Annotated in this window: 28 protein-coding genes; 13 read left to right on the top strand and 15 right to left on the bottom strand. The window is 55.6% G+C overall.

Annotated elements, in window-relative coordinates; translation table 11 throughout:
- The first annotated feature begins 116 nt into the window (after nt 1-116).
- The 3 genes from NY406_RS05180 to NY406_RS05170 all read left to right on the top strand — a co-directional run bounded on the left by NY406_RS05180 (nt 117) and on the right by NY406_RS05170 (nt 2,238).
- Complete coding sequence (locus NY406_RS05180; protein WP_260633666.1) at nt 117-635, top strand: HlyD family secretion protein; 519 nt, start codon at nt 117-119, stop codon at nt 633-635.
- Nucleotides 632-793: a hypothetical protein gene (locus NY406_RS05175; RefSeq protein ID WP_260633665.1), complete on the top strand. Its 162-nt coding sequence runs from the start codon at nt 632-634 to the stop codon at nt 791-793. The genes NY406_RS05180 and NY406_RS05175 overlap by 4 nt, the downstream gene beginning before the upstream one ends.
- 98 nt (nt 794-891) lie before the next feature.
- Nucleotides 892-2,238, top strand: a complete 1,347-nt coding sequence (locus NY406_RS05170; protein WP_260633664.1) for an NAD(P)/FAD-dependent oxidoreductase — start codon at nt 892-894, stop codon at nt 2,236-2,238.
- Nucleotides 2,239-2,240: 2 nt separating this feature from the next.
- Here NY406_RS05170 and NY406_RS05165 read toward each other — a convergent pair whose 3' ends face one another.
- Both NY406_RS05165 and NY406_RS05160 read right to left on the bottom strand, forming a co-directional pair.
- Nucleotides 2,241-3,173 carry a hypothetical protein gene (locus tag NY406_RS05165; RefSeq protein WP_260633663.1) on the bottom strand — a complete coding sequence of 311 codons (933 nt, stop codon included), beginning with the start codon at nt 3,171-3,173 and terminating at the stop codon, nt 2,241-2,243.
- Between the two features lie 222 nt (nt 3,174-3,395).
- Nucleotides 3,396-3,869, bottom strand: a complete 474-nt coding sequence (locus NY406_RS05160; RefSeq protein ID WP_260633662.1) for a DUF2141 domain-containing protein — start codon at nt 3,867-3,869, stop codon at nt 3,396-3,398.
- Between the two features lie 200 nt (nt 3,870-4,069).
- Between NY406_RS05160 and NY406_RS05155 the strand changes: the two genes are divergently transcribed.
- The 3 genes from NY406_RS05155 (at nt 4,070) to NY406_RS05145 (ending at nt 5,955) form a co-directional block, all read left to right on the top strand.
- Complete coding sequence (locus NY406_RS05155) at nt 4,070-4,249, top strand: hypothetical protein (protein ID WP_260633661.1); 180 nt, start codon at nt 4,070-4,072, stop codon at nt 4,247-4,249.
- Between the two features lie 181 nt (nt 4,250-4,430).
- Nucleotides 4,431-5,237, top strand: coding sequence for a thioredoxin (gene trxA / locus NY406_RS05150; protein WP_260633660.1), 807 nt, complete (start codon nt 4,431-4,433; stop codon nt 5,235-5,237).
- A gap of 142 nt (nt 5,238-5,379) precedes the next feature.
- Nucleotides 5,380-5,955, top strand: a complete 576-nt coding sequence (locus tag NY406_RS05145) for a 5' nucleotidase, NT5C type (protein WP_260633659.1) — start codon at nt 5,380-5,382, stop codon at nt 5,953-5,955.
- Nucleotides 5,956-6,297: 342 nt separating this feature from the next.
- Here the strand turns inward: NY406_RS05145 and NY406_RS05140 are convergent, their stop codons facing one another.
- Nucleotides 6,298-7,482, bottom strand: coding sequence for a class I SAM-dependent rRNA methyltransferase (locus NY406_RS05140; protein WP_260633658.1), 1,185 nt, complete (start codon nt 7,480-7,482; stop codon nt 6,298-6,300).
- A 142-nt stretch (nt 7,483-7,624) separates the two neighbouring features.
- Between NY406_RS05140 and NY406_RS05135 the strand changes: the two genes are divergently transcribed.
- The gene (locus NY406_RS05135; protein WP_260633657.1) at nt 7,625-8,506 is read left to right on the top strand and encodes a DUF4292 domain-containing protein; all 882 of its coding nucleotides are present in this window, start codon (nt 7,625-7,627) and stop codon (nt 8,504-8,506) included.
- A gap of 133 nt (nt 8,507-8,639) precedes the next feature.
- On the opposite strand, the gene NY406_RS05130 is transcribed toward NY406_RS05135, so the two are convergent.
- A complete protein-coding gene (locus tag NY406_RS05130; protein WP_260633656.1) occupies nt 8,640-9,242 on the bottom strand; it encodes a superoxide dismutase in 603 nt (200 codons plus the stop codon).
- 104 nt (nt 9,243-9,346) lie between these two features.
- On the opposite strand from NY406_RS05130, the gene NY406_RS05125 reads away from it, so the two are divergent.
- Together NY406_RS05125 and coaE are read left to right on the top strand one after the other, a co-directional pair.
- A complete protein-coding gene (locus NY406_RS05125; RefSeq protein WP_260633655.1) occupies nt 9,347-9,712 on the top strand; it encodes a hypothetical protein in 366 nt (121 codons plus the stop codon).
- Nucleotides 9,709-10,350, top strand: coding sequence for a dephospho-CoA kinase (coaE, locus tag NY406_RS05120; protein WP_260633654.1), 642 nt, complete (start codon nt 9,709-9,711; stop codon nt 10,348-10,350). Before NY406_RS05125 ends, coaE begins: the two co-directional genes overlap by 4 nt.
- Nucleotides 10,351-10,629: 279 nt before the next feature.
- Here coaE and NY406_RS05115 read toward each other — a convergent pair whose 3' ends face one another.
- Genes NY406_RS05115 through NY406_RS05105 form a run of 3 tightly spaced genes read right to left on the bottom strand, consistent with a single transcriptional unit; the run spans nt 10,630 to nt 12,865 of the window.
- On the bottom strand, nt 10,630-11,652 hold the full coding sequence (locus NY406_RS05115) for an alpha/beta hydrolase (RefSeq protein WP_260633653.1): 1,023 nt from the start codon (nt 11,650-11,652) through the stop codon (nt 10,630-10,632).
- Nucleotides 11,649-12,647: a twin-arginine translocase subunit TatC gene (gene tatC, locus NY406_RS05110; RefSeq protein ID WP_260633652.1), complete on the bottom strand. Its 999-nt coding sequence runs from the start codon at nt 12,645-12,647 to the stop codon at nt 11,649-11,651. Before tatC ends, NY406_RS05115 begins: the two co-directional genes overlap by 4 nt.
- Nucleotides 12,644-12,865 carry a hypothetical protein gene (locus NY406_RS05105; protein ID WP_260633651.1) on the bottom strand — a complete coding sequence of 74 codons (222 nt, stop codon included), beginning with the start codon at nt 12,863-12,865 and terminating at the stop codon, nt 12,644-12,646. Before NY406_RS05105 ends, tatC begins: the two co-directional genes overlap by 4 nt.
- Before the next feature lie 90 nt (nt 12,866-12,955).
- On the opposite strand from NY406_RS05105, the gene NY406_RS05100 reads away from it, so the two are divergent.
- The 3 genes from NY406_RS05100 to NY406_RS05090 all read left to right on the top strand — a co-directional run bounded on the left by NY406_RS05100 (nt 12,956) and on the right by NY406_RS05090 (nt 15,663).
- A complete protein-coding gene (locus tag NY406_RS05100) occupies nt 12,956-13,930 on the top strand; it encodes a polyprenyl synthetase family protein (RefSeq protein ID WP_260633750.1) in 975 nt (324 codons plus the stop codon).
- A gap of 43 nt (nt 13,931-13,973) precedes the next feature.
- Entirely contained in the window at nt 13,974-14,708 is a 735-nt protein-coding gene (locus NY406_RS05095; RefSeq protein WP_260633650.1) for a PASTA domain-containing protein, read from the top strand.
- A gap of 70 nt (nt 14,709-14,778) precedes the next feature.
- Complete coding sequence (locus NY406_RS05090) at nt 14,779-15,663, top strand: calcium/sodium antiporter (RefSeq protein WP_260633649.1); 885 nt, start codon at nt 14,779-14,781, stop codon at nt 15,661-15,663.
- Nucleotides 15,664-15,826: 163 nt separating this feature from the next.
- Here the strand turns inward: NY406_RS05090 and NY406_RS05085 are convergent, their stop codons facing one another.
- The 8 genes from NY406_RS05085 to NY406_RS05050 form a co-directional block, all read right to left on the bottom strand.
- Entirely contained in the window at nt 15,827-15,994 is a 168-nt protein-coding gene (locus NY406_RS05085) for a hypothetical protein (RefSeq protein WP_260633648.1), read from the bottom strand.
- Between the two features lie 124 nt (nt 15,995-16,118).
- Complete coding sequence (locus NY406_RS05080) at nt 16,119-16,454, bottom strand: DUF2934 domain-containing protein (protein WP_260633647.1); 336 nt, start codon at nt 16,452-16,454, stop codon at nt 16,119-16,121.
- A gap of 251 nt (nt 16,455-16,705) precedes the next feature.
- Entirely contained in the window at nt 16,706-17,740 is a 1,035-nt protein-coding gene (locus NY406_RS05075) for an ABC transporter permease (protein ID WP_260633646.1), read from the bottom strand.
- 15 nt (nt 17,741-17,755) lie between these two features.
- Nucleotides 17,756-19,291: an ABC transporter ATP-binding protein gene (locus NY406_RS05070; protein WP_260633645.1), complete on the bottom strand. Its 1,536-nt coding sequence runs from the start codon at nt 19,289-19,291 to the stop codon at nt 17,756-17,758.
- A gap of 14 nt (nt 19,292-19,305) precedes the next feature.
- Nucleotides 19,306-20,262, bottom strand: coding sequence for an alcohol dehydrogenase catalytic domain-containing protein (locus NY406_RS05065; RefSeq protein WP_260633644.1), 957 nt, complete (start codon nt 20,260-20,262; stop codon nt 19,306-19,308).
- 25 nt (nt 20,263-20,287) lie between these two features.
- Entirely contained in the window at nt 20,288-20,629 is a 342-nt protein-coding gene (locus NY406_RS05060) for a phage holin family protein (RefSeq protein WP_260633643.1), read from the bottom strand.
- A 166-nt stretch (nt 20,630-20,795) separates the two neighbouring features.
- The gene (gene radA, locus NY406_RS05055) at nt 20,796-22,166 is read right to left on the bottom strand and encodes a DNA repair protein RadA (protein ID WP_260633642.1); all 1,371 of its coding nucleotides are present in this window, start codon (nt 22,164-22,166) and stop codon (nt 20,796-20,798) included.
- The gene (locus NY406_RS05050; protein ID WP_260633641.1) at nt 22,112-22,414 is read right to left on the bottom strand and encodes a hypothetical protein; all 303 of its coding nucleotides are present in this window, start codon (nt 22,412-22,414) and stop codon (nt 22,112-22,114) included. The genes radA and NY406_RS05050 overlap by 55 nt, the downstream gene beginning before the upstream one ends.
- On the opposite strand from NY406_RS05050, the gene NY406_RS05045 reads away from it, so the two are divergent.
- Nucleotides 22,398-22,961 carry a DUF3109 family protein gene (locus NY406_RS05045; protein ID WP_260633749.1) on the top strand — a complete coding sequence of 188 codons (564 nt, stop codon included), beginning with the start codon at nt 22,398-22,400 and terminating at the stop codon, nt 22,959-22,961. The two genes, NY406_RS05050 and NY406_RS05045, sit on opposite strands and share 17 nt — an antisense overlap.
- Nucleotides 22,962-22,964 lie beyond the last annotated feature (3 nt).

Raw genomic sequence — 22,964 nt, 5'->3', positions numbered from 1 at the left:
CTCAGGCCTTCGCTTGAAAGCCGGACGTTACGAGCGATTGTTCAGCGAAGGCGCGGTGTCGAAGGAGAGTAGCGAGCTGGCCACCGAGGAGGCATCGGTGCTTGAAAAAGAGGCCCATGCTGCAACGGCGGCTGTCAGGGCGGCATCGATGCAGGCCACGGCAGCCGGCGGCCCGCATCGATGCCAGAATCGCCAGCAAGGCGGTGGATGTCTGCTCGCCGGTCAATGGCAAGGTGCTACGCATCATCGAAAAGAACGAGCGCGTTGTGCCCGCCGGAACGCCACTGGTCGAGATCGGCAATCCGGGGCTGCTTGAAGTGGTGATCGAGGTGCTCTCCTCGGACGCCGTGCGGGTCAGGCCGGGAGACCGCGTCTGGGTCGAGGATTGGGGCGGCGTTGGAGCGCTTGCCGGGGTGGTGAAGCGAATCGAGCCGGCGGCCTTTACCAAGGTCTCCGCGCTTGGCATCGAGGAGAAGCGGGTCAACATCATCGCCATGCTCGAAAAGCCCGAGCCGCGCCTTGGCGACAACTTCCGCATCCAGGCGACGATCGTGACCAGCAAAGCCGACCGCGTGCTCCGCGTGCCGGTGAGCGCCCTTTTCAGAGGCGATGGTGGCTGGGGGAGGTGTTCGTGATCGACGGAGGCCGCACAAAAGTGCGCAAGGTGAAGATCGGCATGAGGGGCGCAGATATGGCCGAAGTGCTCAGCGGCCTCCGCGAAGGTGAAAAAGTGGTGACCCACCCCCCGAACGAACTGGAACCAGGAATGTGCGTGGTTACAAAGGGCGAATAAAGAATTATGAATTGAAGAGAAAGAAGAACAGAAAATTTTTTTCGTTTTTTTCCCATAACTCCTATTCGTCCCATTCTTGAAACCATGCAAAGCCTCAAATGAGCAACACAACGTCAACACTTCTCATTGCTGGAGCCGGAGCCTCCGGGATGCTTGCCGCCATTTCAGCGCGGCGCGCCGCGCGCGAACTCAGCGTTGTCGATGAGCGGCTCCGCATTGTGCTGCTCGAACGCAATCCGAAGCCAGGTAACAAGATTGCCATCTCCGGCGGTGGGCACTGCAACCTTACGCATGACGCCGACGTCAAAAGCCTGCTCGAAAAGGGATTTCTCAAAAAGAGCGAGCAGCGGTTTCTGCGCCACGCCATTCACACGTTCAGCAACGCCGATCTGCTGGTGCTGTTTGGGCGGTATGGCCTGAAAACCGAAGTGCGGGCGGATGGGCGGGTGTTTCCGGTTTCCGGCAGGGCGGGCGAGGTGCTCGACCTCTTGCGGCGCATGGTCGAAGAGAGCACCGTCACGCTTGTTACCGGCGCGAGGGTGGAGCGGGTCGAATGTGGCAGTTCTGGTTTTATCCTTCACGCGGGGGAGCGGCGGTTCGAGGCCGATGCGGTGATTCTGGCGACGGGCGGTGCTTCGTGGGGTTCTGCCGGAACGACGGGCGATGGCAACCGGCTGGCCGCCTCCGTGGGCCACTCGATTGCGCCGGTGTTGCCCGCGCTTGCGCCGAACTATTTTACCGTGCCGCCGAAGCCGGAACTGGTCGGCGTCACGCTGCGCAACATTCTGCTGGTGGCGAGCGCGGATGGCGCGTCCGACTCGCGCCGGGGCGACGTGCTCATCAGCCATCGCGGAATTTCGGGGCCAGCGTGCCTGTCGCTTTCACGGTCGGTCGCCGGTTTTCTCGCATCCGGCAAGAAGGTCACGATTTCAGCCGATCTCTTTCCCGGTCACGACGAAGGCAAGCTCTCGGCCTTTATTCTCGAAGAGGCGGCCCGCCACGGCACTCGTCAGGTGCGCACCTTTTTGCAGCGTTGCCCGCTCGCGCCGGAGCGCCTCGATGCGCCATCCGACTCGTCAGCAGCGGAAACCATTCCCAACGCCTTCGCCGACGAAATCATGCGGCAGGCGGGAATCAACCGGGAGGTGACGATGAGCAGCCTGACGAAAGCGCAGCGGCTAGGTCTCGTCTCGGCGCTCAAGCGGCTCACACTCGGTGCAGTGCGCAAAGTGCCGCTCGACCGGGCAGAGGTGTCGGCAGGCGGTGTTTCGCTGGGGGAAATCGATCCGAAAACCATGCAGTCCAAAATTCATCCGAAACTCTACTGCTGCGGCGAGCTGCTCGATTACGCAGGGGAGGTCGGCGGCTTCAACCTGCAAGCAGCATTCTCCACCGGCTGGGTCGCCGGCAGTCATGCCGCCCGTATGCTCTTCGAAAACTGCTAATATCAGCCTGCGCAGGAGTAGGCAGGATCACCAGCTTTGCGGTCGAACGGCCTGATCTCCACCCGGCACTGCGCCATGTTGAACGACTCGTGACGGTCGTCAATGATGATCCTGCCTTCGCTGAAGCGCACCTTCAGCGGCACCACCACCTTGCGCTCCGCGCCGCACGGGTTGTCCTTGAGCCAGGGGCGGAACAGGTGCTCTTCGCCAAGCTGGTCGGTAATCACGACCTCTTCCGATACCGTTTTGAGCGCCATGACGCCGCCGTCCTGGTTGAACTCCAGCGAATTGAGGTCACCATGGACACCCTGCGGATTGTTGTCGTACGCGGTCATCGTGCCGACCGGGGTTTCGACCTTCACTACTCCCGCCGGTTCGAGCGAGCGGATTGCGCCGTTTTCGTAGAATGCGATGCCAGTACGCACCCTGATCTGACCGGCTGGTGTCGAGAGGGTCAAAAACTCGCCTGGCCACAAGGTGAGGCTTTTCAGCGCACCACTCTCGTAGAATTGTATGGCGATGAACTTTGCCCGAAGACTGCCAAGTGGCGACTCAACGGTGATCTCCTCGGCCAGCGCAAACTCGTTCTTTGCCGTCCAGAAGCCGCTGAGCTTGCCGTCGAGCGGGAATATCCGTTTGAGAGCGCCCGATTCGTAAAAGGTGACCAGTTCGGCAGGAATGCCGCCAATCGGCGTGCGAATAAGCGTTTGCGATTGCAGCGGCACCGACTTGATAGCCCCGCTTTTGTAAAAATAGAACGGCTTGAGCTGGCGGCGCCCCATATCCTCGGCCTCGAACTGCGGGATCAAATCGCCGTATGGGGTGTTGAGAATGTTCTCTTTCTTGACAAGGCAACCATCAGTTTTGCCGTTTGAATAGAGGGTTCTGAACTCAACGCCGCGAAGTTCGCCATGTATGGTCTTGAAATTGGTCATAATTAGTCCTGTTTTTTGGTATGATAACTCGGTCTCTGAGTTTATTGCATCAATATCCGTGCCAAGTCAAGGGTGATCTTGTGCCAAGCTTTTATAAAATAATCACTTGGATTGTTTTTGGGGGCTTATCCGATTCTCTCGAATGATACGTAGAGGTGGGAATGACTGTAAATACTACATGAATGAAGAATGTCTGGCAAACTTCTTCAGGAAATCCCGGTTTCATTGCGGTTCCTGATTTTCAGGTTTGCGAAGGTACTTCATGTCGATGTTCAGCGTCATTTCTTTGCTCTTGAGATCGAAGCGCGAGTCGGAAAAAGAGGGCGGTCCCATCTTGATTTCGGGGTTGTTCGAGGTGCCGAATCCCTCTTTCGGGATGCCGAGGAATCCTTTATCCATTTTGCCGTTGCCGTTTTCATCGTGAAGCACGCTGATGGCGTAAGTGCCGTACGGAACATTTTCGAAGATCACCTTGCAACGTTTTCCAGCCGGAATACTTCGCCCTTCGATAGCCAGCGCGCTTTTATCCGGGAATCCCTTTTTTGCATTGAATAACGCTACGCCTACGATGCCTTCCTCGCTTCGTACGTTGTCGATAAGTATCTCTATTCTGCCGCAAGAAGGACTGTCCGCCAATGTGATCGCCGGCGAGGCGAAAAGCGAAAGTAGTAAAAACGTCTGAACTGTTTTTTTCATAAGTCGTTATCAAAAAGATAGAGAGCTATGCAGGTTGTTCAATGAGAACATCTGGATGCGGCCCAGCGTTTTGTTTTGCCGCGAAAGAGTTAAACGAAAATGAGCATGGCGCACAATTGCATGAGACGGTATCTCTTTTATTACATTAAAAAAGATTAAGGGGTTTTCTTTCTAACCACTCAATTAGAAGGGGAGAAGTCATGTCTGTCCATTCAACCCTCCAGCTCGCCTCTGATGCCATTGATGATGCCCGGAAGCGTCTTGAACGTGCCAGAGTCGATGCTGATGACGATTACGAAATCCGCCAGGCGCTCAGGCATCTCGAAGAGGCTTCAGATTATCTGAAGAAAGTCTCTAACGAACTCAAACAGCAAGGCTGATCTTCCAGGATCAGCTTTTTTCCAGGAGAGTGCTGAACTCTTTTGCAGGGTTTTCAGGTACGAGTTTCATCGGAACGGTTTTTTAACCTGAAAAGCGTTTCATAAGAATACAGTTGATTTTTTCGCCTTTTTCCGGCACAACTGCGTATAGCCGGAATCTAACGATAAAACTACACGATTAATGCAGAGCAATACTCCTTTTGATTTTCAGAACGATGTCATCGAACAAAGCAAAACCGTTCCGGTTCTTGTGGATTTCTGGGCGCAGTGGTGCGGGCCATGCCGCATTCTCGCTCCGGTGCTTGAGAAACTTGCTGAGCGTCATGCCGGAAAATGGGTTCTCGTAAAGATCAATACCGAAGAGTTTCCCGAGATTTCAGCAGAATATGGCATAAGGAGCATTCCCAATGTGAAGCTGTTTTCAAACGGTGCGGTTATCGACGAGTTCGTTGGAGCCTTTCCGGAGTACCAGATTGAACAGTGGCTCGCCAAAGCCTTGCCAAGTCCTTGGGCTGAGGATGTGGCGCGTGCCGCTGCCGAGATGGCGGCGGGCAACGACGCAGTGGCAATCACTCTGCTCGAGGGCGTTTTGGCTAAAGAGCCGGAGAACAGGAAAGCTGCTGCTATGCTGGTCCGGCTGATTCTGTTTTCACGTCCAGAAGAGGCGCTCAGGCTTGCCGAGACGCTCGAAGCGGAGCCGGATTACGCTGATCTGAGCGAGTCTGTCCGAACTCTCGGTGCGTTGCTTGTTCGTCCCGCATCAGCAATTCCGGAGGGGGAGAGCCGCGAGACTTATAGCAAGGCTCTCGAAAGCCTACGGAATGGAGATATGGACAGCGCGCTCGAACGTTTCATTTCGGTTCTGCGGGAAAACCGCTATTACGACGACGATGGTTCACGCAAGGGCTGTATCGCCATTTTCCGGTTTCTCGGCGAAGAGCACGAAATTACGATGAAATACCGGCGAGCTTTTGACCGGGCGTTCTGAGGAAAAAATTATGAATGGCAGGCGCCTTGCGGGGGCTTGTTGAATCGTTTTCCTGTCTTCTCCCATAAGTCGTACAGGACTCACACGACTTATGGGAGTTTTGCTCTCCAGGGCAGCTGCTGATTTGCAAAAAAACACTACCATGTCAAAAAGCAGTATCGTTATTGGCGTTGATCTCGACGGGGTTTGCGCCGATTTTTACGGACGCATGAGGCAGATCGCCTCTGAATGGTTTGAACGACCGATTGATGAGCTTCCTGAAGAGGTCTCCTGGGGGCTTTCCGAATGGGGTATCACGAACCAAAGCCAATACGACAGTCTGCACCGTTTCGCCGTGACTCAGCGGGAGCTGTTCAGCAGCATGGAGGCGATCCCTGGTGCGCGAAAATATCTGCGCCAGCTCTCGGATGAAGGTTTCCGCATCCGCATCATCACCCATCGGCTTTTTATCCACTATTTTCATGCAGCGGCAGTGCAGCAAACGGTTAACTGGCTCGATAGTCACGGTATTCCATACTGGGACCTCTGCTTCGTAAAAGAGAAGACGCAGGTTGGTGCGGACATCTACATCGAGGACTCGCCGGAAAATGTGGAGCAGTTACGAGGCAGAGGACTTTTTACCATCTGTTTCGGAAACAGCACAAACCGGCATATCGAAGAGCTGAGAGCCGCTTCATGGCAGGAGGTTTATGATATGGCAAAAGCGTTCGTGACGTAAAAAAAGGCGGGAGCACATAAAAAAAGCAGCATGACGTACCCCTTTACATCATGCTGCACATGTAAACTATGTGAATTAACGGGCGTCAATTATATAGTCTACTCGTAACAAATATAGATAAGAAAAGTGAATTTGCAATACGGAAATCATTTTTTTGCGAATGGTCTTCACTTTATTGAGTCGGTGACGTATTTTCGCCTTTTGTTGTGGATTTTGCTGAAATTTTATAATTGTTTTTCGGTGAAATGACGAAAATTCTTTACGGGGCTGTTCCCGCTTTATATGGGTCATGTCACAGATTGCGTCTATAGATAAGCGCTTAAGTCGCTTTTTTTAGGTTAGCTACAGGTTTGTCACATAAAAACAGGCGAATTTGAGATAGCTCGTTTCGGGCATCGCGAGCAGCACCGGATGGTCCGGCGGTTGTGCGGCGCGGCTGATGAGCCGCAGATGTTTGCCCGCCTGCATTGCTCCAAGGTGAATGGCCGCGAGGAAATCCTCTTCGGAAACATGGTGCGAGCAGGAGGCTGTCGCCAGATATCCCTCATTCCTGACGAGCTGCAAGCCGAGACGATTAAGCTTCGTGTAGGCCTTCAGGGCTGTCGGCACGGTTTTGCGGCTTTTGGTGAAGCTTGGCGGATCAAGGACCACCAGATCGAAAGTGTGGTTTTCATGCCTGAGCCGTCCGAGAGTCTCAAATGCATCGGCGGCCACGATCGAGAAGTTTCCGAACCCGTTCATTCGGGCGTTCTGCTCGGCGCGTTGTAACGCCTCCTGGGAAATATCGACCATGGTGGTTGATTTTGCACCTGCATGCATGGCGTTGAGCGCGAATCCTCCATCATTCGTATACACGTCAAGTACATCCGCACCGGCGGCGTATTTCCGGATATGGCGCCGGTTTTCGCGCTGGTCGAGGAAGAAACCGGTTTTCTGACCTTCAAGGATGTTGACCCGGTAGCTGATGCCGCTGTCCCGGATCTCCTGGTGCATGTTGCTGCTTTCGCCGAGCACGGTTTCGCGGTAGAGCGGCAGCCCCTCAAGCTCCCTGAGCGGCGACTCGTTTCTCACCACGATCGCTTTAGGATCGAACAGTTCCCGGAGCAGTTCGCAGAAAAGCGGCAGGTGCTGGTCGATACCGGCGGAAAATGATTGCAGCACGAAGGCACGGTCGAAGCGATCGATCACCAGCCCCGGTAGTCCATCCGACTCGCCATGGACAAGCCGCCAGGCGTTGGTTTCACTTTCTGAGTAGATTTTTTCGCGCAGTTTCAGCGCTTCGAGCAGCTTACGCCGGAAAAAGTCGCGGTCAGGCTGCTCTTCGTCCCTCGTCAGAAGGCGAAAGGCGATCAGCGACTGGGGGTTGAAGAACCCCGCGCCGAGCAGGCGTCCGTCGTGGGTGAAGAGCTGAACGGTTTCTCCGGCGGCAATGTCACGCGGCACCTCCCGAAGCTCGTTGCTGAAAACCCACAGGTGGCCACCGAGCAGCCGCCGGTGCTCTTTTGGTTTGAGGTAGAGTGCGTGCATGGATCGAAAACTCCCGGTTTCATGTTTTGACAGAGAAATCATTTGATTAAAATAACATTTCGGAGCTATCAACCTTGACCGGGATTCAGATTCACCGGGAACGGTGCTTCGGAGTTGCGTTTAACTGGTTATGAACGAGGTGATGATGAAAAGAGGAGTGTCGATGAAAACGGTGATGAAATGGTTGTGCCTGACCGCATTTCTGGTGATTGCGGGATGCTCGCAGATGAGAACTGTCACCAGAGAGCCGGAGTTGCCCGCTGAACGGGTGAAACTGACGCCTGAGCTGAAGGGGCTGTATGAAGAGGTGGTTTCGAACGCCAGCACGGTCAAGGCGCTGGATGGCTATGCGGATATCTACCTTGAAACGCCGAAGCGCAGGGCGAAGGCCTACTGCACGGTTCAGATACAGAAATCGAGAGATGCCCGTATGATCGTTACTGCCGGCATACTCGGATGGCCTGTGGCCGATCTTCTGATTCGCCCGGACTCGCTCTTTGTGAACGACATGCTGAACAACCGGATGCTTGTCGGACGCAACAACGGCGAGAATATGGGCAAGATCATTGGCGTCAACGCGGGATTTGGCCGGATGACCGAAACGCTTTTCGGCATTGCCGACATACCTGAGCCGGCAAGCGACATTGTATCGGTCAGGCAGGGCAATGGCCGGGTTCGTTTTACCGTGAAGTCCGGTAACGGTACGAAAGAGCTTGTGGTCGATCCACTGGCAAGGGAGTTGGCTGGAGTTACATATTTCGATCATTCGGGACGCAAGAGCATCGAATTCCACTTTGCCAACTACCAGTCACAGCAGGGCAGAGAGGGGGAGGAGTCGCTGAAGATGCCGCGAGAGATCGACATGATCCTCTATCGGGAAAATGATCCGGAAGGGTCGCGCAGCCTGAAGGTAGTCTATGATGAACGGGTCATCAATCCGCCCGATTTTAACATCACATTCAAATGGCCAGCCAAAGCGAAGACGGTCAACCTCGACGAAGTGGAGCGGCTGCCGTGGCTTTAAAAAGGATTATGAATTGAATGTGGAGAGAACGGTTCATTATTCGATCCATAGCTTCCATCAGCATTTGACGAAAAGCAAGAAAGGCCCCGGAAAACGGAGCCTTTCTGCAAGAGTGTTTAAGCCAGGAGTTGGGTTATTTCGCTGCAGCGTAATTGCTGTTGACAAAATCCCAGTTGATCAGGTTCTCGATTACGGCGGCTACGTGGTCGGGGCGGCGGTTCTGGTAATCGAGGTAGTAGGCGTGTTCCCAGACGTCGATGCAGAGGAGAGGCGTCTGGCCGGAGGTCATCGGGTTCTGCGCGTTGCCGGTTTTGGTTACCTTGAGCTTGCCGCCATCGAGCACCAGCCAGGCCCAGCCACTTCCGAACTGCGTTGCGGCGGCGTTCTTCAGCTCCTCCTTGAATTTGTCCACGCTGCCGAAATCCTTGACGATCTTCGCAGCGATTTCGCCGCTTGGTGCACCGCCGCCGTTCGGAGTCAGGCAGTTCCAGTAGAAACTGTGGTTCCATGCCTGCGCGCCATTGTTGAATACGCCGACTTTTGAGGCGTCGCTGGCTGTCTGAACAATAACCTCTTCGAGGCTCATGGCGTCATACGGCGTACCTTCTACAAGACCGTTGTAGTTTTTGACGTAGGTTGCATGGTGCTTGCCGTAGTGAAATCCAATGGTATTGGCCGAGATGTGCGGTTCAAGCGCGTTGTCGGCGTAAGGAAGAGCAGGTTGCTGATATGCCATGTGACTATTGATTTTTATGGTTATGCAGGCTACGTTAGAAAGTAACCCTTTAACCCGGCTCCTGACCTTGTTAGTTTCAGCGGGCAAAAAATAATTTACGACAGTTGAATCTCAATTTTACATTGATACATAAGGGACTTGCGCTGTTTGGGCGTTTGTGTTTCATCGCACTCTTTGGGCTTCTTATGGCTGGTTGCAGCTTGCAGCGCCAGGATAAGCTCAGCGCAGACGACCTTCATTTCGCTGCGTTTTATGCCGATTATCTTGCCCGTTCCGGAGTGACGGGCAAGGGTAATGCGGCCCCCTTGACCGACCTGACTCCGGCGGGACTCGATACACTGTTCGTTCGGCACAAACTCGACCAGAAAACCTTTGACGCGAGGCTGGACGCTTATTCGCGCAATCCCGAGCTTTGGCGCAAAGTGTTGCTGGAGGTGCGTCGCAACCTCGATCAAAAAAGGAGTAAATGATGGAGCGACTGCCATTGCTCGTCGGGGTGACCGGCGGCATCGGGAGCGGCAAGAGCACGGTGTGCGCCATGCTTGCCGAAATGGGATGCGAGCTGTTCGAGGCTGACCGGATTGCCAAAGAACTGCAAGTCGAGGATCCCGAGGTAATCGGGGGGATTGAAAAACTTTTTGGCCCGGATGTCTACTCGCGCGATGCATCAGGCAAACTTCTCATTGACCGCAAAGCCATTGCTGCGATTGTCTTTTCCGAGCCGGAAAAGCTTGCTGCCCTCAATCGGCTTATCCATCCGAAGGTCCGTAAAGCCTTTGTCAACGAAGTGAAGCGTTGCGCCCGTGAAGACAAACGGATTCTCTGCAAGGAGGCGGCCATTCTGTTCGAGGCGGGTGCGGATCGCGATCTCGACCGCATCATCGTGGTGGCGGCAAACGACGGTCTTCGGCTCGCTCGCGTCGTCGCTCGTGGTCTCGATCGCGAGGAGGCTCGCAAGCGGATGCAGGCGCAGTGGCCGCAGGAGAAGCTTATCGAGCGGGCGCACTACGTGATTTTCAACGACGGCACCCTCGACGAGTTGCGCTCGCAGGTCGAGCAGATCTACCAGAGCCTTGAAAGTATCGTCGATTCAGAGTACGGTTCATGAGAGCAATAGATCGCAAAAACCGCCACAGCGAGAGATTGGGCTAAAGCCCTTTTCGGTTTTGTTTTACCTGCGTTCCCCGGACTGAAGTCCGGGGCAACAGAACGGCAATGTAAGAATGAATGTTCGTCGGGTTATTACTTCGGCAAATAAAACTCTTAAACAATTGCCCCGGACTTTAGTCCGGGGTTTATGGATAAGACAAAAAAGCCAGGGCTTTAGCCCAATCTCTTCTTTTAGAGAAGATTTCGATTTTTTGTTGCCGGAGTAATAAAACCCTCTTCACCCGGAAATCGCTTCGGCGAGGAGCGGCAGTGAGGCCCGGTAGCGGTAGGAGGTGTCGGTGTGGGTGTCGGGGAACTCTTCGTAGCGGTGCGCTATGCCGATTTCGGTAGCCCTCGCCGAAAAGCGCCGGTGGCCGAACTGGAGGTTGTACTCGTCCTGCGACCCGCAGTCGAGAAAGAGCGTTCGGAGCGAGCCGAGGGAATCCTGGTACTTTGCCTCGTTGAGCATCGTCAGCGGGTCGAAGCTTTTCCACTGTTCCCAGACCTCCGGAACGAGCTGGCAGGTGTGTTGCTCGAAGGGAAGCTTCATGTTTCCGGGGGGCGGTAGCGAAGGGTTGGGGGAGTAGCAGGCGGCCATCGCCATGATGTCGAGCAGGGCGAACTCACCGCGCGGCTTTTTGTCGAGCGATTCCCAGCGAGTGAAAAAGGCTGGGAGGCTGCCGCCGTATTTTTCGAGAGCGCGTGCTGCAACAGGGAAGTTTGGGCGGTAGCAGAGATCGAAATCCATGTCGCCGCTGTGGCAGCCCACCGCCGCAAACAGCTTCGGATGCCTCATACCGAGTCTCAGTGCGCCGAATCCTCCCGACGATTTACCGACGACAGCCCGGTGCGTCGCTTCCGTGAGCGTGCGGAATTTGCGGTCAATGTGCGGGATCAGCTCCCTGGTCAGATAGGTCTCGTAAGGCCCGGTGGCCGTTGAATCGACATATTGCGATCCGCCGTAGCGGGTCATGCAGTCCGGCATGACGACAATGACTTTCGGCATCTCGCCGCGCCGGATCATCGCGTCGATCATCTCCGGCAGGGTCTGACGACCAAAACCATAGTTCAGAAAGCTCATGCCTGTCGAGGCGAATCCCGCAAGCAGATAGATCACCGGAAAGCGTTCTGTTCCGTCGTAGGATGGCGGCAGGTAAACCGGCACGTGGCGCAGAGATGGGTCTCCAAGCGGATTGCCTTTCAGTAACGAACTTTCGATGGTCTCGAACACGACGTTCGGGCGGGCATCGTCGCAGATCATGCCGCGCCTTCCTCCATCATCTTCTTGTTGCGCTTTTTCTGTACACCGGCTGAAATGTAGATGCTGATTTCGTACAGCACGATCATCGGAATGGCGATGACTGCCTGCGTGACCATATCGGTTGACGGAGTGACGATGGCGGCGATGACCAGCAATGTTACGACCGCATGGCGACGGTAGAAGCGCATAAAGGCCGGGGTCAGCAAACCGATTTTCGAGAGCACATAGGATATGAAGGGGAGCTCGAAGACCAGACCGGTTGTCAGCAGGGTGCCCATGAAGAAACTGATGTAGTCCTGGACGGCGATGTTGTTGGCGATGAGTTCGGAGCCGAATCCCGCAAAGAATTTCAGTGAGATTGGCAGGAAGACAAAGTAACCGAAAGCGATGCCCGAGAAGAAGCAGATCGAAATGAAGAAAATGATAAAACGGCTGGCTGCTTTTTCAGTTTCATGCAGGCCGGGTTCGACGAATTGCCATATCTGCCAGACCAGAAAGGGGAACGCGAGCACGAATGCCGCAAAAACAATCACTTGCAGGTAGAGTGAAATCTGGCCGTAGGGTACAAGGTTCTGCAGATGAATGTTCGGGCCACTCTCTTTTAGTGGTCTGATGAGTACCTGGTTGACGAGGAAGTCTGAAAAGAATGCGGTAACGATGGCCGCTACAGCAAATGCGATAACAGCCCTGATGAGCCTCCAGCGAAGCTCTTCGAGATGATCGAGGAAGCTCATGCCTTCTTCCGGTTCGGCCCCCTCTTCCGGCGCTGCCGTTTCTGTTTTAACCTGGGTGGTTGAATCCGCTATTTCGCTTGGGGCCTTTTCCGGCGCTTTGAAGTCGTCTTCAGGAAAATCCAGACTTTTCTCGTTTTTCAACTCCTCCTGTTCTTCCTTTTCGGGTACAGCTGGAAGGGCTGGCTCTTGATCATTTCCGGTCTCCGCGCCGGTCCCTTTGCCGTCCGCTGGCGGTATGGTTGGTTCGTTTTCGTTGCTCATGTCGAAGTACGGAGCCGGGTCGCTTTGCGAGGTGCGGCCAGGGTTTCGGAAAAATTCAGGAGGATGCCGGGCAATGTGTGGCGTTGGGTGCCTTGAGAGCCTGTAATCCGTTTCATAGTAACAAAGATCGTTCTTGTGCGCAAATGTTTTTTTAGCTGTAAATCTTCGCCTGAAAGAGCTGTAAAGGAGGGGCATGGGATGCCGATTTGCTCAATCATGGAAATATCGATAACTTCTCACGGTTTTGAACGTAAGCGCAATCGCGCCGGGCAATTGACGGTGCACACCCAAGCACAGAGGATCAGGTGGTGGATATCAATGTGGTAACATCTTCCGTTACGGAAGAGCTGAAACAGTTCCAGGAGCGCTACAAAACGGTGCTTCATTCAAGCAACAGCCTGGTTGACAAGGTTACGCGCTATGTGCTCCGGCAGCAGGGCAAGCAGATCAGGCCGACGCTGGTGATTCTTGCGGCCAAGGCGTGCGGCGGTGTTCACGACGTCACCTATCGTGGGGCGATCATGGTGGAGCTGCTGCACTCGGCTACGCTGATTCACGACGACGTGGTGGACGGCGCCGAAATGCGCCGAGGCATTCCCTCGATCAACGCTCTGTGGAAAAACAAGATATCAGTGCTGATCGGTGACTATCTGCTCTCCAAGGGTCTGCTCTACTCCCTCGAAAACAAGGATTACCGGTCGCTGCATCTGGTATCGGAGGCGGTTCGCCGCATGAGCGAGGGGGAGATTCTCCAGATCCAGAAAACCAGAAGCCTTGATATCACCGAGGAGGATTACCTGAGTGTCATTGCCGACAAAACCGGCTCGCTCATTGCTACCTCGTGCGCCATCGGCGCGGCCAGCTCCACCGACTCCGAAGACAAGATCGCCAACCTGAAAAGCTATGGCGAATTTCTCGGCCTCGCTTTCCAGATCAGGGACGACTTGCTCGACTATACCGGGGACTCCAAAAAAACCGGCAAGCAGCTCGGCATCGATATCAAGGATCGCAAGATTACTCTTCCGCTGATCTACGCTCTTCGTCAATCGGACAAATCGGAGCAGAACAAGATCAAGTCGATCCTGAAAAGCTCCCGGAAGCGTTCGGTCAGGAGCGGCGAAGTGATCGAGTTCGTCACCCGCAAGGGCGGGCTGGATTACGCCGCCGAGGTTGCCGAAGGCTTTGCCGCAAAAGCGGTCGAGTCGCTCGCCCGTTTTCCCGAAAGCGATGCCAAACGCTCCCTCCAGCTCCTTGTCGATTTCGTCATGAAGCGGCAGCACTGAATCAACCAACGCCAATCCAGCATTTTCAGACCGGTCAGCCAAGATGAAAAAAGTACTGATATTTCTGTTCCTGTTTATTATCGCCATTGTCGCCGTCGATAGATTCCTGTTGCCGTACTATACTGAAAGCGGCTCGCAGACCACTGTTCCGAATGTCACGAACATGACCTATGAGGCTGCCAACTGGGAATTGCGCAAGGCGGGTTTGAATGCAATGAAGAGTTATAATGTGCGCTATTTGCCCGATGTCCCTCCAGATCGGGTCATCGATCAGGTGCCCGAGCCCGGTTCGATAGTCAAGCCGGGACGCAGTATCACTCTGGTGCTTAACCGTTTGGACAAGCCCAGCTATCCCGTTCCGGATCTGGTCGGTCGTACTGAAGCGGAAGCGCGCACGGAACTCGAACGGCTTGGAATGGTCGTCGCCGAGGTCCAGACGCAGGTTGTTTCCGATTCCGATCAGGACGGCAGGGTGCTCAGCCAGTCCATACCGCCCGATGTGGTGCTCAAGTCCGGCAGCCAGGTGTCGTTCATTGTCGGCAAACTCGAGCAGGAGCCGACAGGTATGCGGCTTGTCATCGTGCCCGATGTGCTCGGTATGTCGGTCGATCAGGCAAGAAGTGTTATTGTCAGAGACGGCCTATTGTTGGGGAAGATCAGTTATGAAAACTCTGATCTTCTGGTCCCCGGCACGGTTGTCTCCCAGAAGCCATCGGCAAACGCGATGGTTCAGTTTGGCCAGTCGGTCGATATTGCCGTTGTCGGCAACCCCAATTAACCGCTGGGCTGTTTGTCGGTACTTTGACCTTTGCCTGTCATGACCCGATCAGGCAGGAGGAAGATGAAACATGAGTGACTATCTTTTCTTGCTGGCCGGCATTGCCTGTGCTGCGACCGGAGGAGAGTTTTTCGTCCGGGGCTCGGTCGGCATAGCAACCGCCCTGCGCATTCCGCCGGGAATTATCGGCGTAACGGTTGCCGCCTTCGCGACATCGAGCCCGGAACTCTCCGTGGCGGTCAACTCGGGACTTGCCGGTAAGTCGCAGATATCTCTGGGTAACGCGCTTGGCAGCAACATCATCAATATATCGCTTGTTCTCGGCATCGCTCTGCTCATATCCGGCATTCCTGTTGCAGCTGAAACGTTGAAGCGCGATGTGAGGATAGCCATCATCGCGCCGGTTTTGACCGGAATTTTCTTGATTGACAATACGCTCAACCGGCTCGAAGGAGTCTTCTTGCTTGGCATCTTCGCGACATGGCTTTATTCGGTTGTCATGCAGGCGCTTCACCACAGACGGCACAAGAGCGGCGGGTCGAAAAGAAAAGGAAGTGCGATGTACTGGATTTTAGCGATCTCCGGCATGATGCTGCTCATCATTGCCGGAAAGCTGATTGTCTTTTCCGCAGCCGGCATCGCCAGGGATTTCGGCGTTGACGACTTCATCATCGGCTCGACCTTCGTGGCATTGGGAACAACCGTTCCGGAGCTTGCATCCATTATTTTCTCCAAAATCAAAGGGCACGACGAGATCAGTCTCGGCACGGTTTTGGGCAGCAACATCTTCAATGGACTGTTTATCGTATCGGTAGCATCCATTTTGACACCGATTCGCGTTCCGTTTTCAGAAGTGGCGTTTGTACTCCGTCTATGTGATGAGCCTGTTTTTTGCCAGCCGCTGATTTTGATGAACGGCGCTGATTTGGTGCCACTCCAATCCGGCAAATCCTGAAATATCAGCTCTTTGTTTCGGATGTCTCTCTGACACTGTTTGGAGAAGATGTGCGGAAACTGAAGGTTTTGTGCCTGTTTGGCGATCAGGAGGTGCAGGAACATATCCGTTGGACCGTCAGCTCTTCTGTGAAAAGGTGATTGACCGGTCGGCTGTTTGATTTTTAGCGGTAGTTTGCCTTTTTGTACTCTTCGCGCATGTCCTTGATGCCGGTGGTGCGGTCATTGCCGTCACTGATGATGCCGAAGTATTCGAGGATGATCCTGAAGACGAGCCAGATACCTGCGAAAAGAAGCTTGATGCTTTCAGTAATGGAGGTGAAAAACTTCATGGGTGATGGCATTGAATAACGCTCGAAGGGTTAAACGAAACTTCCGGCCGAGTACTGAGAAAGCCTGAATATAAAAAAGCCATTCGACGAATGGCTTTTTTCATTGTCAGATTTGAGAACGTGATTATCCCTTAATCTGTTTCTCGGCTTCAGCCCAATCTTCTTCATGTCCTCCATCGCACATGCCTCGTTCGACCCAGCGGTAGTAGGCGGCGACCCGGATATGCTCTTCGACTTCCTCCGGGCTTGCGGCAGGGGTTTCTGGAGCCATTGGTTTGGGGCTTGCTTTTTTGCACGGCTTGGTAGCCTTGGCGGGTTTAGCCTCTTCTGGTGCAGCTATTTTTGCGGGTTTTGATTTTGCAGCTTTCGGTTTGGTTTCAGCGCTTGCAGCGGCTTTTTTAGCCGTCTTTTTTTCGGGCGTTACTTCTGGCGCCTCTTTGGCGGTAGATTTTTTAGCCATGGTATTCAGAGATATTCTTCGATGAATTATTTCGTCCGGAACCGGGCGTTCATATAAAAAACTGCGCCCAATGTAAATGCAAGATAATCAATTCAACTGCTCAGAGTAAAGAGGGTTCGTCATAATTTCACCAACCTGCAATAATGATAATGGTGAATGTGCAAAAGCAGAGTTGCGTGTTTGTCCTGAGCTGGCGAGTATTGTTACCGTGAATGTTCACTGTTGTCCTTTTTGCAGAAACATCCTTGGTCTCAATTTTCCTTTAGCCTGTTTTTGAAGAGGGCAGGGATACTGATGATGGAGAGGATGGTGATCGCCTGCACCATCATGAAGATGTCTTTAGGCACGAGTGTGTTGACCGCGAGGCCGCCATAGTCGAGCCAGGCGAAAAGGAGCGCAGCGACAATGATTCCGGCGGGGTTGGTTCCGGCGAGCAGGGCGACGGCGATGCCCATGAAGCCGGCTCCGGTGGAGAGACCAGCCTCGAACCAGTGTTTGTAGCCGAGCACGAGGTTCGAGGCGGCCAGGCCCGCCATCGCGCCGCCCATCGCCATCGCGCCGAATATGTGTCGATTGGTGCTGATTCCTGCGTGGCGGGCGGCGTCGGGATTCAGCCCCGAGGCGATCATATCGTAGCCGTAGCGCGAGCGGTAGAGCAGCACGGCGGCTCCGGCAGTGACGGCGAGGGCAATGAAGAGCGACAGGTTGGCGGGGGAGTGCCAACCGAGGTCGAAGAGCGCATCGAAATCGGGTAGCCATCCTCCGGCGACGATGGCGGGTGTGTGCACGGTCGAAGGAACGGCGAAGCGGTTGGTGAGCAGGTAACCTGTAATTGCAAGGGCGATGAAGTTCAGCATGATGCTTGAAATCACCTCGTTGACGCCACGCCGAACCTTTAACCATCCGGCGACCATCGCCCATCCGGCGCCAGCTGCGCTGGCCGCGAGTATCAGCGCGGGCGCGGCGACGAGCGCGGGCGTGCCTGACGGAAGAGCGATGCCACAGAGGGCGGCGGCGAAAGCGCCTATGAGAAGCTGTCCCTCGCCGCCGATGTTGAAGAGCCGCACCCGGAACGGCAGCGCTACGGCGAGGCCGGTGAAAATCAGCGTTGTTGCCCGGAAGAGTACCTGCCCGATACCGTAGCCGGAGGTGAAGGTCGCACGGAGCATCTTCTGGTATACCTCGATCGGGTTACTGCCGGTGGTGGCGATGATAAGGCTCCCCGCCAGAAGGGCGAACAAAAGGGAGAGTGCCGGGATGAACGGTTTGACGCTGCGTTTCGACATCGAAAAAATGAGGTTTCAGGTGATGTGCATACCGATCTCTTTCTCGAAGCCCGACTCGTGGTCGCGTCCCTCTTTGACCTCCGTTTCGCTGAATTCGTGGCGGATCGCGCCTTTGTAGAGGCAGCCGATGCGCGTCGAAAGAGCGACGATCTCTTCGAGTTCCGACGAAATGAGCAGGATCGCCAGGCCGCTTTTGCGGGCGTCGATGATGCGCTTGTGAATCTGCTCGATAGCGCCGATATCCACGCCGCGCGTGGGTTGCGCCAGCACGAGCAGCTTCAGGAGGGGGCGCTCCATTTCACGCGCCACCACGATCTTCTGCTGGTTGCCGCCAGAGAGAGCGCCGATGGGCGGATTGGTTTCCCCCGCACACCGGACGTCGTACTGCTCGATCATTGCCGAAGCATTTTTGCGAACAGCGTCACGATCAAATCCGATGCCTCGATGGAATGTTTTTTCGCGTTGCCTGCCGAGGATCAGGTTCTCTTCGATGCCGTATTCGGCGATGATTGCCGATTTGTGCCGGTCTTCGGGTATCATCGAAACGCCGAGTGCGGCGATTTCCGACGGGTTCATGCCAAGCGTCTTCCGGGCGTCGATGGTGATCGATCCACCGGTTTTGCCGCTGCGGTCGAACGTTCCCCACAACAGCGAGAGCAGCTCGCTCTGGCCGTTGCCCTCTACTCCGGCGATGCCGTAGATTTCTCCTGCTCTCACGTGCAGCGTCAGGCCGGTGAGTTTGTCAATGCCAAGCGGCGAACGGTAGGTAAGCTTGTCAATCGAGAGCACGGTTTTGCCCGGAGGCTGCGGCGGATTGGCGGTTCTGAGCAGCACGTCGCGCCCGACCATCATCTTCGCCAAATCCTCCTTGCCGGTCGAGGCGGTAGGCACCGTGCCGACGAGCGACCCTTTGCGCATGATGCTCACCGAGTCCGAGACGGCGAGTACTTCGTTGAGCTTGTGGGTGATGAGCAGGATGGTGCGCCCCTCGGCGGCGAGCGAGCGCAGTGAGGCAAAGAGTAGCGCAGTTTCGGGCGGCGAGAGCACGGCGGTCGGCTCGTCGAGAATCAGGATCTTGGCGCGTCTGTAAAGCAGCTTGAGAATTTCGACGCGCTGCTGCTCACCGACCGAGAGCGTCGAGACCAGCGCGTCGGGATCGACGTCGAGACCGTGCTGAGCCGCGAGCTGGCGAATCTCCTTGCCGATACGCTTTGTCGGTAGCGAAAAGAGGCTCTCTTCCTTGCCGAGGATGATGTTCTCTGTCACCGAAAGCGTCGGTACCAGCATGAAGTGCTGGTGCACCATGCCGATTCCTGCCTCGATGGCCTGCCTCGCTGAGCTGAATTTCGCCACCTTGCCGTCGATTTCAATCACGCCGGAGTCGGGCTGCAACAGGCCGTAGATAATGTTCGACAGGGTGCTTTTGCCCGCGCCATTCTCACCGACCAGTGCGTGGATCGACCCCGATGCTATCGAAAACGAAACGTTGTCGTTGGCCTTGAGGTTGCCGAAGGTTTTGGTGATTCCGGAGAGCTTTACTGCTGTCGCCATGAAAATTCTCCGCCCTAAATCCAGCTGATGACTGTCTTTATCGCCTCCTTGCTGTCGAGGGCGATACGGTAGGCAAGTTCGTACTGGCTGACCGGGAAGACGTTGGTGAAGAATTTTTCGGTTTCGAGCGCTTCGGTTTCGAGCAGTTCCTTCGCTTCGATGAGATGCTGTCTGCCAGTGATGCTTGAACACACGATGACCGGTTCCTTGTGCTGGATCAGTCGGTAGTCGTAGCCGAGCACCTCGTAACTGCCCATGAGCAGCACCTTGCCCTTCGGTTTCAGGAGGCGCATCACCTTTTCGACCATCAGGATGCGGCCTGTCGTCTCGATGACCAGGTCGTAGCGGTCGTTGAACTCGCCGGTGAAATCGATGATCTCGATGCCAATGTTTTCAGCGTGCGAGAGCTGGCCGCGAAGCGGGAAGTTTTCGAGCGCATCGACGTGGCGGATGCCGCGATAGTGAAGGTATTCCGATACCATCAACCCCACCGAGCCCAGGCCGAGCAGGAGCACCCGCATCGAAGGGTCGAACGTCACTTTTTCCATCGCGCTCAGCACATACCCCACCAGGCCTGTCAGGAGGTCGCGATGAATCGGCTCCCGGCCGAGCGCCAGCACGTTCTCCTCGGAGGTCGGAATCACTTCAGCGTGGCAGCCGTAATACGGGTCAATGCCGATCCATCGGTTGCCCTTGAAGACATAGACGAAATCACCCTCTTTCACGCTGGTGACCTCCGGGCCGGTGTGCATCACCTGGCCAATGGATTCGCTGCCCGGCATCACCGGATAGGCGAGCACCTTGTGCGAAACCGGTTTGTTGGTCAGAAGCAGGCGGTCAAGGCCCGGCGTGATGGTGCTGGCGATGGTCCTGACGAGAACGTCATGTGGCCCGTCAGCCACATACTTCACGGACTGGAGCTTGAGTTTGTTGGCTTTGAGGAGGATGAGGGCCTGTGCTTCTCCCTGCATGGTCGTCTGTCGATTGTCTGGAGTTTCAGATGTTCAGTACGGCGTTCATGAGCCATGAGACCACGCTGATGCAGATGGAACCGAGCACGGCCCACCAGAAGCTCTGCACGCCGAAGCTGTCCACCAGCACAGCGGCGAGTTGCAGCATGAGCGCGTTGATGACCAGCATGAAGAGGCCGAGCGTGAGGAGGAGGAGCGGAATCGAGAAGAAGACCAGCACCGGCTTGATGAGCGCGTTGACGAGGCCCAGCACCAGCGCCACGATGAGCGCCGCGCCGAAGCTTTTGATGGTAATGCCCGGAAGCATGTGGGCGGTCACGTACACCGCCGTAGCGCTGATGAGCCAGTGAATCAATATCCTGAACACGGTGATCTCCTTTCTTTGTGTAACGTTTCAATGCTTGCTCTTCTCTGCTCTTCTAATGTAAGACATTTCAGGCAAAATGGCAGAAAACCTGTAGGGGCGCCTCGTGCCTGTCCAACCCTGCCTGGTATCGCTATTCATCTCGCCGAGCCGTTCCCATTCTTCCTCTTTACACTCCCATCGCTTCGAGCGCTTCGTGCAGCGTGCGGCAGCCGTGCATTCTGATCGGCAGCTTTTTGAGCGACGGCTTCAGCTCGCGGGTGTTCGACTCCGGCAGCACGATTGACTTGAAGCCGAGGTGCACCGCCTCGCGGATGCGGCGTTCCCCGTCGCTGATGGCGCGCAGCTCGCCCGACAGGCCGATTTCGCCGCAGCAGCAGGCTGTGGGGCTGCATGGCTTGTCTTGTAAGCCGGAAGCGACAGCGGCGGCGATGGCCAGATCCGCCGCCGGTTCGACCAGCTTCAGGCCGCCCGCGATCTTGACGAATACATCCTGCCCGGCGGTCTGGAACTGCAAGCGTTTTTCGAGCACCGCGAGGATGATCGCGATGCGCTTCAAATCAAAGCCCGTGCTGATGCGCTGCGGCATCGAGTAGCCGGTGCGCGACACCAGCGCCTGCACCTCCACCATAAGCGCGCGCGAACCTTCGATGCCGGCCAGTATGGCGGTACCCGGCACGTCCGTCCTACGATCGGAGATGAAGAACTCCGACGGGTTCGAGACCTCCGTCAGGCCGTCCTCCTCCATCTTGAAGACGCCGATTTCGTTGGTTGGGCCGAAGCGGTTCTTGACTGATCGGATGATGCGGTAGCGCTGATAGTTTTCGCCCTCGAACTGCACGACCGTATCGACCATGTGCTCCAGTGCCTTTGGCCCGGCCAGCGACCCCTCCTTGGTGATATGGCCAATGATGAGCAGAATGAAGTTCTGCTCCTTGGCCGCGCGGATGAGCGAGGCGGCGCACTCGCGAATCTGCGTGATCGTTCCCGCCGAACTCTGGTAGTCGGTCGAGTAAACGGTTTGGATCGAATCGACGATCACCATTTCAGGCTGCTCGTTTGCGATGGCGTCCAGGATGCGTTCGAGCGCCACTTCGGAGACGAGGCGAAGGTTTGGGGCTTTGATCGAGAGACGCCGGGCGCGTTCTCGAATCTGGTTCGGCGACTCCTCGCCCGCGACGTAGAGCACCTTTTTGCCCCCGAGACGCGGCACGAGCTGGATCATCAGCGTCGATTTGCCGATGCCCGGTTCACCGCCCACGAGGATCGCCGAGGCCTCCATCAGGCCGCCGCCCAGCACGCGGTCGAGCTCGCCGATGCCGGTCATCAAGCGGTGGAAGCCCTCTGGAGGGGTGTCATCGAGGTTCTGCACCTCGGGCATGGTGCCGGTGGGGCGTTTCTTGCGAACTTTGGCGTCCGGCTCATCGGCGTGGGTTTCAACCAGCGTGCCCCAGCTCTGGCACTCGAAGCAGCGCCCCTGATATTTCAGCGAAACCGCCCCGCAGGCGGAGCAGACGTAGCGAACAGTGGATTTGGCCATGAAGCGGTTCCCGTTGTTTTTGTCACCGAATCTCCGGCGTTGGAAGTTTCGGCTCGATTGATTACATAGTGTGCTTTCGCGTGGAAGCGTCGCTTTTTCAGTGCAACTTCCTCGCTCGATGCGCCGTTGAAGATACGTTGAACGGTCAAAGTAAAAAGATAGTGAAGACTCCTCAAAGGCTCAGGCAGATTTTCCAGCCCCTGTTTTTCATCCACTTCTCCCTTGCTGAAAATGTCAGTCGTCTCCATCGGTGAAGTCCTCGTTGACCGCGCGGCGCTCGATGCGTGGTTCAGTTGCAATCTCGATCTGTGCCACGGCGCCTGTTGCGTCGAGGGCGAACTCGGTGCGCCAATCGACGAGCAGGAAGCGAAATTTCTCGAATCTTCCGTTGAGCCGCTTCGTTCAATGCTGCCGGATCGCAATCTTCGCTACATTCGCCGCCACGGCTGTACGGAGCTCTATCAGGGAAATCTCTACACCAAAACCATCGACGGGCGTGAGTGCGTCTTCGTTTATCACGAAAACGGCAAGGCGCTCTGTGCAGTCGAGACGGCGTGGAAGGCGGGGCAGCTCGGCGCGACCAAGCCCTTATCGTGCCGCCTTTTCCCGATCCGGGTGCGAAAAAAGTTCGGATTGGACTATCTTGTTTATGAACAGCACGCCATGTGCCGTGATGCCCGGCGGCAGGGAGCCGAAGAGGATGTCCGGCTGATCGATTTCCTCGAAGCGCCACTCGTTGAAAAGTACGGACACGACTGGTACATGAGCCTGAAGGAATTTGTCGCATCTATCTGAAGT

Origin of the sequence: Chlorobaculum sp. MV4-Y, from assembly GCF_025244685.1 — a bacterium.
Lineage (GTDB): Bacteria > Bacteroidota > Chlorobiia > Chlorobiales > Chlorobiaceae > Chlorobaculum.
The sequence above is the reverse complement of the archived record's forward strand: the minus strand, read 5'-3'. Positions and strand labels throughout refer to the sequence as shown.